The 13,732-nt window shown below is 73.5% G+C and carries 9 protein-coding genes; 3 read left to right on the top strand and 6 right to left on the bottom strand.

The genetic code is table 11. From position 1 onward, the window contains the following. The first annotated feature begins 72 nt into the window (after positions 1–72). Entirely contained in the window at positions 73–1,140 is a 1,068-nt protein-coding gene (locus ACRRSS_RS04750) for a LacI family DNA-binding transcriptional regulator (protein ID WP_435969959.1), read from the top strand. 85 nt (positions 1,141–1,225) lie between these two features. Here the strand turns inward: ACRRSS_RS04750 and ACRRSS_RS04745 are convergent, their stop codons facing one another. Both ACRRSS_RS04745 and ACRRSS_RS04740 read right to left on the bottom strand, forming a co-directional pair. Continuing rightward, a complete protein-coding gene (locus ACRRSS_RS04745) occupies positions 1,226–1,789 on the bottom strand; it encodes an AAA family ATPase (RefSeq protein ID WP_435969958.1) in 564 nt (187 codons plus the stop codon). Beyond that, positions 1,786–2,799 carry an EamA family transporter gene (locus tag ACRRSS_RS04740; RefSeq protein ID WP_435969957.1) on the bottom strand — a complete coding sequence of 338 codons (1,014 nt, stop codon included), beginning with the start codon at positions 2,797–2,799 and terminating at the stop codon, positions 1,786–1,788. The genes ACRRSS_RS04745 and ACRRSS_RS04740 overlap by 4 nt, the downstream gene beginning before the upstream one ends. Positions 2,800–2,903: 104 nt before the next feature. Between ACRRSS_RS04740 and ACRRSS_RS04735 the strand changes: the two genes are divergently transcribed. Then, positions 2,904–3,833 (top strand): LysR family transcriptional regulator, encoded by a 930-nt coding sequence (locus ACRRSS_RS04735; protein ID WP_435969956.1) that lies wholly within the window; start codon positions 2,904–2,906, stop codon positions 3,831–3,833. 110 nt (positions 3,834–3,943) lie between these two features. After that, the gene (locus tag ACRRSS_RS04730) at positions 3,944–5,770 is read left to right on the top strand and encodes a glycoside hydrolase family 3 protein (RefSeq protein WP_435969955.1); all 1,827 of its coding nucleotides are present in this window, start codon (positions 3,944–3,946) and stop codon (positions 5,768–5,770) included. A gap of 107 nt (positions 5,771–5,877) precedes the next feature. Here the strand turns inward: ACRRSS_RS04730 and ACRRSS_RS04725 are convergent, their stop codons facing one another. The 4 genes from ACRRSS_RS04725 to ACRRSS_RS04710 form a co-directional block, all read right to left on the bottom strand. After that, the gene (locus tag ACRRSS_RS04725; protein ID WP_435969954.1) at positions 5,878–7,323 is read right to left on the bottom strand and encodes an aminopeptidase; all 1,446 of its coding nucleotides are present in this window, start codon (positions 7,321–7,323) and stop codon (positions 5,878–5,880) included. A gap of 99 nt (positions 7,324–7,422) precedes the next feature. Then, positions 7,423–7,851 (bottom strand): hypothetical protein, encoded by a 429-nt coding sequence (locus tag ACRRSS_RS04720; RefSeq protein ID WP_435969953.1) that lies wholly within the window; start codon positions 7,849–7,851, stop codon positions 7,423–7,425. A 150-nt stretch (positions 7,852–8,001) separates the two neighbouring features. Next, positions 8,002–11,730 (bottom strand): ABC transporter ATP-binding protein, encoded by a 3,729-nt coding sequence (locus tag ACRRSS_RS04715; protein WP_435969952.1) that lies wholly within the window; start codon positions 11,728–11,730, stop codon positions 8,002–8,004. A gap of 210 nt (positions 11,731–11,940) precedes the next feature. Next, positions 11,941–13,623, bottom strand: coding sequence for a thiamine pyrophosphate-binding protein (locus ACRRSS_RS04710; protein ID WP_435969951.1), 1,683 nt, complete (start codon positions 13,621–13,623; stop codon positions 11,941–11,943). Positions 13,624–13,732: the final 109 nt, after the last annotated feature.

Genomic DNA, 13,732 nt, shown 5'->3' with positions numbered 1-13,732 from the left:
AGCGCTTTCCATGAGGGATGACGCTAGCCTGCCGACATCGCCGTCGACAAGGGCCCTGGAGGTACGCACACGATGACCGTCACCCTGGCGGACGTGGCCGCCCGCGCACGGGTCTCCCCCGCCACCGTCTCCCGCGTCCTCAACGGCAACTACCCGGTCGCCGCGTCGACCCGCGAGCGGGTCCTGCGGGCGGTCGACGAGCTGGACTACGTCCTTAACGGCCCCGCCAGCTCGCTCGCCGCCGCCACCTCCGACCTGGTCGGCGTCCTCGTCAACGACATCGCCGACCCCTTCTTCGGGATCATGGCGAGCGCGGCGCAGAGCGCCATCGGGGAAGGCGCGTCGGGGCGCGGCGGCGGCGAGAAGCTCGCCGTCGTCTGCAACACGGGCGGCTCCCCCGAGCGCGAACTGACGTATCTGACCCTGCTCCAGCGGCAGCGGGCCGCGGCCGTGATCCTCATGGGCGGCTCCCTCGAAGACCCCGGACACCTCGCGGCGACGGCGGGCAAGCTCGCCAAGCTGGCGGAGGCGGGAACCCGGGTCGTGCTGTGCGGGCGCCCGCCGGTCGCCGGCGACGCGAACGCGGCGGCGCTCGTCTTCGACAACGCCACCGGCGCGCGCCGGCTCACCGAGCACCTGCTCGACCTCGGCCACCGGCGCATCGGCTACGCGGCGGGCCCCGCCGACCGGACGACCACCCGGCACCGGCTCGAAGGCCACCGGGCGGCGCTCGCGGCGGCCGGGGTGGCGGAGGGGCCGACGGTCCACGGCGCGTACGACCGGCGGGCCGGATACGAGGCCACGGCCGAACTCCTCGTCCGCGACCCGGACCTCACGGCGGTCGTCGCCGCCAACGACACGGTGGCCCTCGGCGTCTGCGCGGCCCTGCGGGAACGGGGCCTGGACATCCCGGGCGACGTGTCCGTGGCGGGCTTCGACGACCTGCCGTTCTCGGTGGACGCGGTCCCGTCCCTCACGACGGTGCGCCTCCCCCTCCACGAGTCGGGGGTACGGGCGGGCCGCCTGGCGATGGGCACGGAGGAGCCCCCGGCGGGCGGCCTGGAGAAGGTCCCGGCGGAGCTGGTGGTGCGGGGGTCGACAGGGCGGCCGCGGGGCCGCTCCGCGGGCACGGGGGGCTGACGGGGCCGGCCCCGGGGAGCGGGGCGCGGGGGCCCTCGGGAAGGGTGGGGCTCCGGCGCCGCCTGTGCGCGGCTCCGCCCCCTCGCTACCCCTCCGCCGTCAGTCCCGTCGCCCTCAGGACCGCCTCCACCGTCTCCTCCACCGTCTGGTGCGCGTTGTCGATCCAGACGCCCTGGTCCGGGAGTTCCGCGCGCATCGCCTCGTCCAGGAACGCCCAGTTCGTCGTCAGTCGCTTGTCCCGGGCGTTGTTGCGTTCCCAGGCCTTGTCCGGACCGGGGGCGAGGATCACCACGCGCAGCGGGGTCGCCTTCGTGTGGGCGCGGTAGAAGTCCAGGTGGGAGCGGCGTACGACCACGTCGTCGAGGACCGGCAGGAAGCCCGCCGCGGCGAGACTGCCCGCGAGGAGGCAGGCGTTGCGGGCGCGCAGCAGGATCTGCCGGTCTGCCTCCGGGTCGCCGTCCGGGGTGGGCCGGCGGCCGCCGCTCCTGATGAGGGACTGGAGGTCGTCGACCTCGATGTGCGCCGACCGGGCGAAGCGGGCCGTGAGGGCCGCCGCGACCGTGGACTTGCCGCTGCCGGGGATACCGGCGAGCAGGACGGCGCCGGGGGCGGGCTCGGGGGCGTCGACGGTGAGGTGCGCGAAGGTCATGCGGGCCTTTCCTCGCTGATGCGGCCGGCCGACGATACGGCTTCGGGGTCTCCGGCCACCAGGGGGTTTCCGACCGCCACCGGCCCCTCGCCCGCCGCTGAGATCCCCACCGCCTCCTCCGTCGCCACCGAGGCCCCGGCACGTCGGCGGCCCGGTGCCAGTGACGTCAGCGCCACTCCGCCGACCAGGAGCGCCGCCGCGCACCAGCGGAGCGTGCTCACGCCCTCCCCGAGGAAGAGGGCCGCCGAGGACATCCCGAAGACGGGGACGAGCAGGGAGAAGGGGGCGACGGAGGAGGCCGGGTAGCGGCGGAGGAGCCAGCCCCAGGCGCCGAAGCCGAAGACGGTGGTGATCCAGGCGACGTAGACGACGACGCCGACACCGGTCCAGTCGAGGCCGCGCAGGGCGGCGAGGTCGCGTTCCGGGCCCTCCAGGAGGAGGGAGAGGGCCAGCAGCGGCAGGACGGGCACGGTGCTGACCCAGACCATGAAGTTGAGGGCGTCGGGCGGGGAGGCCTTGCGGGTGAGGACGTTGGAGACGCCCCAGCAGGCCGCCGCCGCGATCACCAGGGCGAAGCCCAGGAGCGCCCCGGAGCCCGCGCCGCCGCCCTCGTCGGCGGCGGCCACGCCGATGCCCACCAGGGCGACCCCCATCCCCGCGATCTTGAGGCGGCCGGGGCGTTCGCCGAGGGCGGCGAAGGCGAAGAGGGCGGTGAAGACGGCCTGGACCTGGAGGACGAGGGAGGAGAGTCCGGCGGGGGCGCCGAGGTCCATGCCGGTGAAGAGCAGCCCGAACTTGGCGACGCCGAGGACGACTCCGACCGCCAGGATCCACTTCCAGGCCACGGTCGGGCGGCCCACCAGGAACACGGCGGGCAGAGCGGCGGCGAGGAAGCGGAGCGCGGAGAAGAGCAGCGGCGGGAAGTGGTCGAGGCCGATCTCGATGACGACGAAGTTGACCCCCCAGACGGCGGCGACCAGGGCGGCGAGGGCGAGGTGGGCGGGGCGCATGGATCGAGCATCGCCGCCACGATCGTGTAGCACCAGCACGGGTTCCTTCATGGTGGGATGTAGCAACACTTCATCCCCGTCGGGTCGAGCCCCCTGGAGGAACCGTGCTGGATCTCGGCCGCCTGCGCGCCCTGCACGCCGTCGCCGTCCACGGCAGTGTCGGCGCCGCCGCCACCGCCCTCGGCTACACGCCGTCCGCGGTCTCCCAGCAGATCCAGAAGCTGGAGCGGGAGACCCGTACGACCCTCCTGGAACGGAGCGGCCGGGGCGTCCGGCTCACCGACGAGGCCCGTCAACTGGCTTCCACCGCGCAGCAGTTGCTGGCTCTCGTGGAGGAGGCGGAGGTGCGTCTCGAAGAGCGGCGGGGCCTGCCGTCGGGCCGGCTCGCGATCGGCTGCTTCGCCAGTGCGGCGCGCGGTCTGATGCCCCGGGCGCTCGCGGAGCTGGCCCGGGTCCATCCGGAGCTCGACGCGCGGCTCTCGGAGGTGGACCCGCACGTGTCGATCGACCTGGTGGCGCGGGGGGTGATCGATCTGGCGGTGGCGCACGACTGGGACATCGCGCCGCTGCCGGTGCCGCCGGGGGTGGAGCAGGCCGTGATCGGTGACGACCTGTGCGACATCCTCGTCCACCGGGACCATCCGCTCGCGGCGCGGGAGTCGGTGCGGCGGGAGGAGCTGGCGGCGGAGCGGTGGATCTCGCAGCCGCCGGGGACGGTCTGCCACGACTGGCTGACGCGGACTCTGCGGGAGACGGGTTTCGAGCCCCTGATCGTGCATCAGGCGGAGGAGAACCACACGCAGGTGGCGCTGGTGGCGGCCGGTCTGGGGATCGCGCTCGTGCCGCGCCTGGGCCGCGGGGCGCTGCCGCCGGAGGTGATGCCGGTGCGGCTCGACCCGGTGCCGACGCGCCGCCTGCACGCCATGTGGCGGACCGGGGCGGCGCGGCGCCCGGCGATCCGGGAGACGGTCCGTACGCTCCAGGATCTCTGGCCCGGGATCGCCGCCGTGGGTGATTCGTGCGCGGGTCCTTGACCTGGCAGTTACTTTCGGGCTATCCGTGACTCCTTGGAAGTTTCCTTCACCGCTTCAGAGGGCCGCTTCCGGACGATTCCTTCAACCTCGCACGGCCGGAAGGAGCATCAGTGCACCACCGCGCCCCCGCCCCCTCCCGACGCACCCTCCTCACGGTGACCGCCGCCGCGGCAGCGGCAGCCGTCACCGGGGTCACCACCCCCGCCCACGCCGAGAAGGACCGGCACGACGACCGGAAGCTCCGGCGGATCATCGACCGCATGTCCCTCGAAGAGAAGGTCGGCCAGCTCTTCGTGATGCGGGTGTACGGACACTCCGCGACCGACCCCGACCAGGCCGACATCGACGCGAACCTCCAGGAGATCGGGGTCCGTACGGCCGCCGAACTGGTCGGGCGCTACCACGTCGGCGGGGTCATCTACTTCTCGTGGGCCCACAACACCCGGGACCCGCAGCAGATCGCCGGACTGTCCAACGGCATCCAGCAGGCGGCGCTCGCGCGGCCCACCCCGGTCCCGGTGCTGATCTCCACCGACCAGGAGCACGGCATCGTCTGCCGGGTCGGCGAGCCGGCCACCCTGCTGCCCGGGGCGATGGCCCTCGGTGCCGGGGGCTCGCACGCGGACGCGCGCAGGGCGGCCCAGATCGCGGGCGCGGAGCTCGCGGCCGTCGGCATCCGGCAGAACTACGCCCCGGTGGCGGACGTCAACGTCAACCCGGCGAACCCGGTGATCGGCGTCCGTTCCTTCGGTGCCGACCCGGCGGCGGTCGCCGGTCTGGTCGCCGCTCAGGTCAAGGGGTACCAGCGGGCCGGGGTCGCGGCCACCGCCAAGCACTTCCCGGGGCACGGCGACACCGCCGTGGACAGTCACCACGGGCTGCCGACGATCACCCACACCCGGGCGGAGTGGTCGGCGCTGGACGCCCCGCCGTTCCGGTCGGCGATCGCCGCCGGGATCGACTCGGTCATGACCGCGCACATCGTGGTCCCGGCGCTCGACCCCACCGAGGACCCAGCGACCCTGTCGCGGCCCATCCTCACCGGCATCCTGCGCGAGGAGCTGGGCTACGACGGCGTGGTGGTCACCGACGCGCTCGGCATGGAGGGGGTGCGCACCAAGTACGGGGACGAGCGGGTCCCGGTCCTCGCCCTGAAGGCGGGCGTGGACCAGCTGCTCAACCCGCCGAAGCTGGACGTGGCCTGGAACGCGGTCCTGACGGCGGTCAGGACCGGCGAGCTGACGGAGGACCGGCTCGACGAATCGATCCTGCGGATCCTGCGGCTCAAGGCGAAGCTCGGCCTGTTCCGGAACCCGTACGTGACCCGGGCCGGTGTCGACCGGGTGGTCGGCTCCTCCTCGCACCTGGCCCAGGCCGACCGGATCGCCGAGGCCACCACGACCCTGCTGCTCAACGAGGGCGGCTTCCTGCCGCTGGGACCGGCGCGCCACCGCTCGGTCCTCGTCGTCGGCGCCGATCCGGCCTCGCCGTCGGGGACGACGGGTCCGCCCACCACCACCCTGGCGGCGGCGCTCGGGGAGCTGGGGTTCACCGCGACCGCGCTCTCCACCGGGATCACCCCGACGGCGGCGAGGATCGAGGAGGCGGTGGCGGCGGCCTCGGGCAGGGACGTGGTGGTCGTCGGCACGTACAACGTCACCGCGACCAGTACCCAGCGCACCCTCGTGGCGCGGCTCGTGGCGACCGGGGTGCCCGTCGTGACGATCGCGATCCGCAACCCGTACGACATCGCGCGGATCAGCGGGCAGCGCGCGACGCTCGCGACGTATTCCTGGACCGATGTCGAACTCCGCGCCGTCGTACGGGTGCTGGCGGGCCGGGCCCGGCCGCGGGGCCGCCTCCCGGTCCCGGTGCAGAGCGCGGACGACCCGGCGGAGGTGCTCTACCCGGTCGGCCACGGACTGTCGTACCGCTGAGGGTCGGAGGCTTCGGTACCGCTGAGGTCGGAAGCCTTCGTACCGCCGAGGCAGGAAGGGGGTGCGCCCGGTCGGGCGCACCCCCTCACCGTGTCTCCGCGGACGGCTTACGGCCGCAGGCCGTGCTCCCGCGTCGCGTCCTCGTCGACCGGCCTGTCGAGGCGCGCGTCGAAGCGGGCGAGCGGCTGTGCCGCCTGGACGGCCGGGGCGGGGACGTCGGCCCAGGCGAGGATGCGGGCGGTGGCCTTGTTCCGCTCGGCCTCGACGAGCGCGGCGACGTTGGCCCCGTGGTTGGCGCCCGGCGCCGTGTACACGTAGCTGTCGCGCGCGCCCCTGCCGAGGTGGAACTTCTCGGAGCCCCACGGGTCGTTGCCGCCGTAGACGAACAGCATCCGGTTCGCGTTCTTGCGGACCCAGTCGTCGACGTCCCGCATGGCGTGCCGCTTGAACGTCATCGGGATCTCGCGCGGCACGAAGTTGCGGGCCGGCTGGTAGCCGTAGCGGCTCAGGCCCTTCAGGTGCGGCTGCTTGATGGTGGGCGAGCCGAGTTCGGTCGCCGCCTGGTAGTAGTACGGCGTGTACGGCTCCAGGCCCTGGTCGGTGTAGGCGGACCAGCCGGAGTAGGCGTCGATCGTGTCGTAGACCTCGTCGTCGCTCGCGGTCTTCGCGACCGGGATCTGGTCGCAGACGTCCTCGCCGTAGTACTGCCAGAAGCCCCACACGAAGTCGAGGACGACGGCCTCGAAGGCCTTGTCGAGCGTGCCGACCGTGTTGAAGGTGGCGCCCTCCGCCTCGGCCCAGGCCTTGTACTTGGCCTCCAGGGGGGCGCGGCGGACGAGGGCCTCGCGCTGGAGGTCGTTCAGGCGGTCGCGGCACTCCTGGGTGCCGACGGTCGCGAAGAAGCGGTCGTAGGCGGAGTCCTCGTTGTCGACCACGTCGTTCGGGGCGACGTAGGCGACGACGCCGTCCATGTCACGCGGGTAGAAGCGCTCGTAGTACGTGGCGGTCATGCCGCCCTTGGAGGCGCCGGTGGAGAGCCACTTCTGGCCGTAGATCCTCTTCAGGGCCGTGAAGATCCGGTGCTGGTCGCTGGCCGCCTGCCAGATGTCGAGCTTCGACCAGTCGGCGGGCTGCGGGCGGGACGGCGTGAAGAAGCGGTACTCCATGGAGACCTGGTTGCCGTCGATGATCCGCGTCGGTTCGGCGCGGCTCGGGGTGGTGCTCAGCGAGTAGCCGCTGGTGCGGAAGACGGTCGGACGGGCCGTGTCCTTGTGGAGGACGGAGATCCGCTGGTCGAACGTGCCCGCCCACGGTCGCCGGTGGTCGATCGGCTGCTTGTAGTTCAGGACGAGGTAGCGGTAGCCGGCGTACGGCTTCTCCTCGATCAGGCTCATCCCGGGGATCGCCAGGATGCGGTCCTTGATGTCCGTGCTCTGCGAGTCGACGACGGCCGTGCTGCCCGTGTCCGTGTCCGCGGCGGTAGCCACGCCGGTCGGTGCCACGGTGCCTATGAGCACCGAAAGCGACAGCGCCCATCTCAGCGACTTGCGCATTCACCCTCCCCTTGGTTCACAACGGTGTCGCGAACCTAGCGGGGGCGACGTGTGGACCGCCAGACCCAGTTGGTCCTTACCCTTGGACTTATCCGCCCATCAGCACAGGATCCAGCCGGTGGAGGTCCCCCGGCCGGCCACCGAACCGGACGCCCGGACGCAGCGGTTGAGGGCGTGGACGGTGACGGGCCCGGCCTGCCGGTCGAAGCGCCCGGACCGGACGGCGGGCCGGCCGCCCCTCGGCTGGAGGGAGACGGCCATCGCGCGGCGGGGGCCGGGCCGCTTGGCGACGGTGACGGCGCAGGCGTAGTCGCGGGTCTTGTAGAGGCGCAGCTCGCCGGTGGCGAAGGCGATGGTCCGGGTGGGACGGCCGGCGCAGACGGAGGCGGCCTCGGCGGTGGCGGCGCCGGGTCCGACACCGCTCCCGGTGCCGGGGACCAGGAGCAGGACGGCGGCGGCGAGGAGCGGCGCGAGGACACGGGCGAGCAGCCTCCGGCCGCCTCGTGTGTCGTCGGTGTTCCTGCGCATGCGTTCCCCTCCCGAGTGGCGCGGCGTACGGACGTACGACGCGGCCGCCTCCGGAATGGTTGCCTCCGGCATTCCGGCCCGGCCGGACCCGCCGAACCCGGACAGACCCGTCGGACCCCGCCGCGCCCGGCCGCACGGGCCGAGACCGCCTCACACCCGCTCGGGCTGCGGCTCCCCGATGAAGGTGCTCCACAGGGCCGCGTACCGGCCGCCGAGGGCGAGGAGCTCCTCGTGGGTGCCGTCCTCCGCGACCCGCCCGTGGTCCATGACGACGACCCGGTCGGCGCGGGCCGCCGTGGTCAGCCGGTGGGCGACGACCAGGGTGGTGCGGCGGCCGGCGAGGCGGTCGGTGGCCTGGTTGACCTGGGCCTCGGTGGCCAGGTCGAGGGCGGCCGTGGCCTCGTCGAGGAGCAGGATGTCGGGGTCGACGAGTTCGGCGCGGGCCAGGGCGATGAGCTGGCGCTGGCCGGCGGAGAGGTTGCGGCCCCGCTCGGCGACCTCGTGGAGGTAGCCGCCGTCGAGCGTGGCGATCATGTCGTGCGCGCCGACCGCGCGGGCCGCCGCCTCCACCTCGGCGTCGGTCGCGTCGGGGCGGCCGTACGCGACGGCGTCGCGGACCGTCCCGGCGAAGAGGTACGCCTCCTGCGGGACGACGCCGAGGCGGTGCCGGTAGGCGGTGAGGTCGAGGTCCCGCAGGTCGGTGCCGTCGGCGGTGACCCGCCCGGCCGTCGGGTCGTAGAACCGGGCGACCATCTTGACCAGGGTCGACTTGCCCGCGCCGGTCTCGCCGACGAAGGCGACGGTCTGGCCGGCCGGGATGCGCAGGTCGATGCCGGTGAGGGCGGTCTCGCCCTTCGCGGTCCCGTCCTCTCCCCCGTACGCGAAGGAGACGTCCTCGAAGGCGATCTCACCGCGCAGCGACAGCACGTCCAGCGGGGCGTCGGCGGCGGCCGTCGACGTCGGCTCCTGGAGGAGTTCCTGCATCCGCTTCAGCGAGACGGCGGCCTGCTGGTAGCCGTCGAAGACCTGCGAGAGCTGCTGCACGGGGGCGAAGAACAGGTCGATGTAGAGGAGGTAGGCGACGAGCGCGCCGGTGGTGAGGGTGCCCGCCTCGATCCGGTTCGCGCCGACGATCATGACGGCCGCGGCGGCCACCGAGGACAGCAGGGTCACGAAGGGGAAGTAGATCGAGATCAGCCACTGGCCGCGGACGCGGGCCTCGCGGTAGTCGTCGCTGCGGGCGGCGAACCGGGCCGCGCCCGACCGCTCGCGGCGGAAGGCCTGCACGATCCGGAGGCCGGAGACCGACTCCTGGAGGTCGCCGTTGACGACGCTGATCCGCTCGCGCGCCAGCTCGTACGCCTTCACGCTGGAGCGGCGGAAGAAGAAGGTGGCGACGGCGAGGACCGGCAGGGTCGCGAAGACGACCAGGGCCAGCTGGAGGTCGAGGAAGAGCAGCGCGACCATGATGCCGAAGAACGTCACGACCGAGACGAAGGCGGTGACCAGGCCCGTCTGCAGGAAGGTGGACAGGGCGTCCACGTCCGTGGTCATCCGGGTCATGATCCGGCCGGTCAGCTCGCGCTCGTAGTAGTCGAGGCCGAGCCGCTGGAGCTGGGCGAAGATCTTCAGGCGCAGCGCGTAGAGGACCCGCTCGCCGGTACGGCCGGTCATCCGGATCTCGGCGGTCTGCGCGACCCACTGCACGAGGACGGTGACGAGGGCGAGCGCGGAGGCCGCCCAGACGGCCCCGAGCGCGAGCCGGTTCACGCCCTCGTCGATGCCGTGCCGGATCAGGACGGGGAGCAGGAGCCCGGCGCCCGCGTCGAGGGCGACCAGGCCGAGGCTGATGAGCAGGGGGGCGCCGAAGCCGCGCAGCAGCCGGCGCAGACCGTAGGCGTCCTCGGCCGACACGGCCCGTGCCTCGTCGATGCCGGGGGTGTCGGTGGCGGGGGGCAGGGCCTCGACGGCGGCGAGCAGCTCGGGGGTGGCTCCGGGCGGGTCGCTCTCCCGGCCCGCGGCCTCGTCGCGTACCCACAGGGTCGGGGTGATGCCGCGCTCGGCGTCGAACTCGGCGTCCAGTTCGGCCCGCAGGGTGCTGTCCTCGGCAGGCGCCGGCGGGGTGGTGTGGCCGGGCGAGACGGCGCCCAGCTCCTCGGGGTCGGTGAGGAGGCGCCGGAAGAGCGGGGAGCGTTCCTCCAGCTCGGCGTGGGTGCCGATGTCGGCGAGCCGGCCGTCCTCCAGGACGGCGATGCGGTCGGCGAGGCCGAGGGTGGAGCGGCGGTGGGCGATGAGCAGGGTCGTACGGCCCGCCATCACCGACCTGAGGGCCTCGTGGATCTCGTGCTCGACCCGGGCGTCGACGGCGGACGTGGCGTCGTCGAGGAGGAGGAGCCGGGGGTCGGTGAGGATCGCGCGGGCGAGGGCGACGCGCTGGCGCTGGCCGCCGGAGAGGGTGAGGCCGTGCTCGCCGACCTTGGTGTCGTACCCCTCGGGCAGCTCGGCGATGAACCGGTCGGCCTGGGCGGCGCGGGCGGCCGTCTCGATCTGCTCCTGGGTGGCCTCCGGGAGGCCGTACGCGATGTTGGCGCGGATGGTGTCGGAGAAGAGGAAGGAGTCCTCGGGGACGAGTCCGACGGCGGCGCGCAGCGAGTCCAGGGTGAGTTCGCGGACGTCGTGGCCGCCGACGAGGACGGCGCCGCGGGAGACGTCGTAGAAGCGGGGCAGCAGGAGCGAGACGGTGGACTTGCCGGAGCCGGAGGCGCCGACGACGGCGACGGTCTCGCCGGGCCTGATCTCCAGCGAGAAGCCGTCGAGGACCGGCCTGCCCTCGTCGTACGCGAAGGAGACGTCGTCGAACTCGACGGTGGCGGGCGCGTCCGCCGGAAGCTCCTTGGTGCCGTCCTGGACGACGGGCTCGGTGTCGACGAGTTCGAGGACCCGGTCGACGCCGGCGCGGGCCTGCTGGCCGACGGTGAGGACCATGGCGAGCATGCGGACCGGTCCGACGAGCGAGGCCAGGTACGCGGAGAAGGCGACGAAGGTGCCGAGGGTGATCTGGCCGCGGTAGGCGAGCCAGCCGCCGAGCGCGAGGACGGCGACCTGGCCGAGGGCGGGGACGGCCTGGAGGGCCGGGGTGTACTTCGAGTTCAGCCGGATCGTCCGCAGCCGTCCGGCGAACAGCTTCCGCCCGGCCTCGCGGATCTTGCCGGTCTCCTGGTCCTCCTGGCCGAAGCCCTTGACGACCCGGACGCCGGTCACGGCACCGTCGACGACTCCGGCGACGACCGCGGCCTGCTGCTGCGCGTGCCAGGTGGCCGGGTGCAGGCGGGTGCGGCTCCGCTTGGCGATGAACCAGAGCGCGGGGGCGACGGCGAGGGCGACGAGGGTGAGCGGCAGCGACAGCCAGGCCATCACGGCGAGCGAGATGACGAAGAGCAGGACGTTCCCGACGGTCATCGGGAGCATGAACAGCAGGCCCTGGATCAGCTGGAGGTCGCTGGTCGCCCGTCCGACGACCTGCCCGGTGGACAGCTCGTCCTGCCGTCGCCCGTCGAGCCGGGTGATGGTGGCGAACATGTCGGTGCGCAGGTCGTGCTGGACGTCGAGGGCGAGCCGGCCGCCGTAGTAGCGGCGGACGTAGGTGAGGAGGTAGACGACGACGGCGGCGCCGATGAGGAGACCGGTCCAGACGCCGAGGTCCTTGGTCTTCGTGCCGATGACGTCGTCGATGATCACCTTGGTGACCAGCGGCACGAGGGCGAGCACGGCCATGCCGACGAGCGAGGACCCGAGCGCGAGCAGCGTGTTCGTCCTGTACCGCCACGCGTACCCGGCCAGCCTGCGCGCCCAGCCCTGCTGTTTCTCCCCGACCGCCACGAGTGGCCTCCCGTTCGTCCTGCTCTACCGGAAGGCCCAACACGGCTGGGCTGCGATTTCATCCCGCCGCAACAAATACCGGGCTTTGGTCCTAGGCCCCCACCACGACGCGGCCCCGCGCGGGGACCCTCGGGAGAGGACCCGTGCGGGGCGGTGGCCCGTGGCTCAGAGGTGCGTCGGCCCGTGGCTCGGATGTGCGTCGTTCGTGGCTCAGAGGTGCGTCGGTTCGAACATCCTCAGGAGGGCCGGGAGGACGACCACCGACGGGCCCGGGGTCGCGAGGGCCTTCGCGAGGTCCGCCGTCAGGGTCTCCGGGGTGGTCGGCGTGGCCGGGACGCCGAAGGACTCCGCCAGGGCCACGAAGTCCGGGCGGGCGAGTTCGGTGCCCGTGGCCTCGCCGAAGGCGCCCGTCATGTACTCGCGCAGGATGCCGTAGCCGCCGTCGTCGACGATCAGCCAGGTGACGTCGAGGCCGTACTGCTTCGCCGTCGCCAGCTCCGCGATCGAGTACATCGCGCCGCCGTCGCCGGAGACCGCGAGCACCGGGTGGCTCGGGTCGGCGACGGCCGCGCCGAGGGCGGCCGGGAAGCCGTAGCCGAGGCCGCCGGCGCCCTGCGCGGAGTGCATCGTGTTCGGGTGCCGGGCGTCGAAGGCCGACCACGCCCAGTACGCGAGGATCGTCATGTCCCAGAAGCTCGGGGACCGGTCCGGCAGCGCCTCCCGCACCGCCGCGACGATCCGCTGCTCCAGGCCCAGGTCCTGGGCGGCGATCCGCTCCCGGACCTTGCCGAGGACGGCCGAGACCCGCTCGGGGGCCGTCGGGTCCCGGCGCTCCGGGACGGTCTCCAGGAGGGCCTGGAGGGCGAGGCGGGCGTCGGCGTGGATGCCGAGCGCCGGGTGGTTGGACTCCAGTTTCCCGGGGTCGGCCTCGATCTGGATCACCCGGCCGCGCGGGGCGAAGGTGTGGTAGTTCGAGGACAGCTCGCCGAGGCCCGAGCCGACGACGAGGAGGACGTCGGCGTCCTCCAGGAAGTCGGTGGTGTGCCGGTCCTCCAGCCAGGACTGCAGCGACAGCGGGTGCTCCCAGGGGAAGGCGCCCTTGCCGCCGAAGGTGGTGACGACGGGGGCGTCGAGGCGCTCCGCGAGCGCGAGGAGCTTCCCGGAGGCGTCGGAGCGGACGACGCCGCCGCCCGCGATGACCGCGGGGCGCTCGGCGTGCGCCAGGAGGTGGGCCGCGACCGCCGTCAGCTCGGGGCGCGGGACGACCTCCTCGGGCGTCGCGTCCATGGCGGTCACGACGGGCAGCGTGGTCTCAGCGAGGAGCACGTCCTGCGGGATCTCCACCCAGACGGGGCCGTGCGGGGCGGTGAGCGCCGACTCCCAGGCCGCGGCGATCGCGGACGGGATCTGGGACTGCGTACGGACCGTGTGGACGGACTTCACGACGTCCCGGAACGAGGCCTGCTGGTCGCGCAGCTCGTGCAGGTATCCGTGCCGTCCGCCGCCGAGGCCGGCCACCGGGATCTGGCTGCCGATCGCGAGGACGGGGGCGGAGGCGGCGGCGGCCTCCTGGAGCGCGGCGAGCGACATGAGGGCGCCGGGACCGGTGGAGAGCAGCAGCGGGGCGGCCTCGCCGGTGATCCGGCCGTACGCGTCGGCGGCGAAGCCCGCGTTGTTCTCGACGCGGAGGCCGACGTACCGGAGGGAGGAGCGGCGCAGCGCGTCGAACATGCCGAGGGCGTGCTGGCCGGGGAGGCCGAAGACGGTGGTGGCGCCGAGGCCGGTGAGGGTCTCGACGACGAGGTCGCCGCCGTTGCGTCCGGCGGGCGGGTGGAGCGCGGCCTCGGTCTGCGCGGCGGTGGGGCGCAGGACGACGTCGTGGTCGTGGGTCATGAACGGTCCCCTCGGGACGTGGCGTGGTCGGTGCGGTGCGGCCCGGTGGCCGGGTCGTGCCCACCCTCCCCCGGAGCCGCCTCCGGGGGTGCCCCGGCCCCGGAGCTGC

The sequence above is a fragment of the Streptomyces sp. Qhu_M48 genome (genome assembly GCF_051305195.1).
In the GTDB taxonomy this organism is placed as follows: Bacteria; Actinomycetota; Actinomycetes; order Streptomycetales; family Streptomycetaceae; genus Streptomyces.
The sequence above is the reverse complement of the archived record's forward strand: the minus strand, read 5'-3'. Positions and strand labels throughout refer to the sequence as shown.

What these genes read in the sequence shown, in the direction of transcription:
- ACRRSS_RS04720 (WP_435969953.1), bottom strand. Translation starts at nt 7,851, where the DNA reads ATGCGCAGGAACACCGACGACACACGAGGCGGCCGGAGGCTGCTCGCC.
- ACRRSS_RS04725 (WP_435969954.1), bottom strand. Translation starts at nt 7,323, where the DNA reads ATGCGCAAGTCGCTGAGATGGGCGCTGTCGCTTTCGGTGCTCATAGGC.
- ACRRSS_RS04745 (WP_435969958.1), bottom strand. Translation starts at nt 1,789, where the DNA reads ATGACCTTCGCGCACCTCACCGTCGACGCCCCCGAGCCCGCCCCCGGC.
- ACRRSS_RS04710 (WP_435969951.1), bottom strand. Translation starts at nt 13,623, where the DNA reads ATGACCCACGACCACGACGTCGTCCTGCGCCCCACCGCCGCGCAGACC.
- ACRRSS_RS04740 (WP_435969957.1), bottom strand. Translation starts at nt 2,799, where the DNA reads ATGCGCCCCGCCCACCTCGCCCTCGCCGCCCTGGTCGCCGCCGTCTGG.
- ACRRSS_RS04750 (WP_435969959.1), top strand. Translation starts at nt 73, where the DNA reads ATGACCGTCACCCTGGCGGACGTGGCCGCCCGCGCACGGGTCTCCCCC.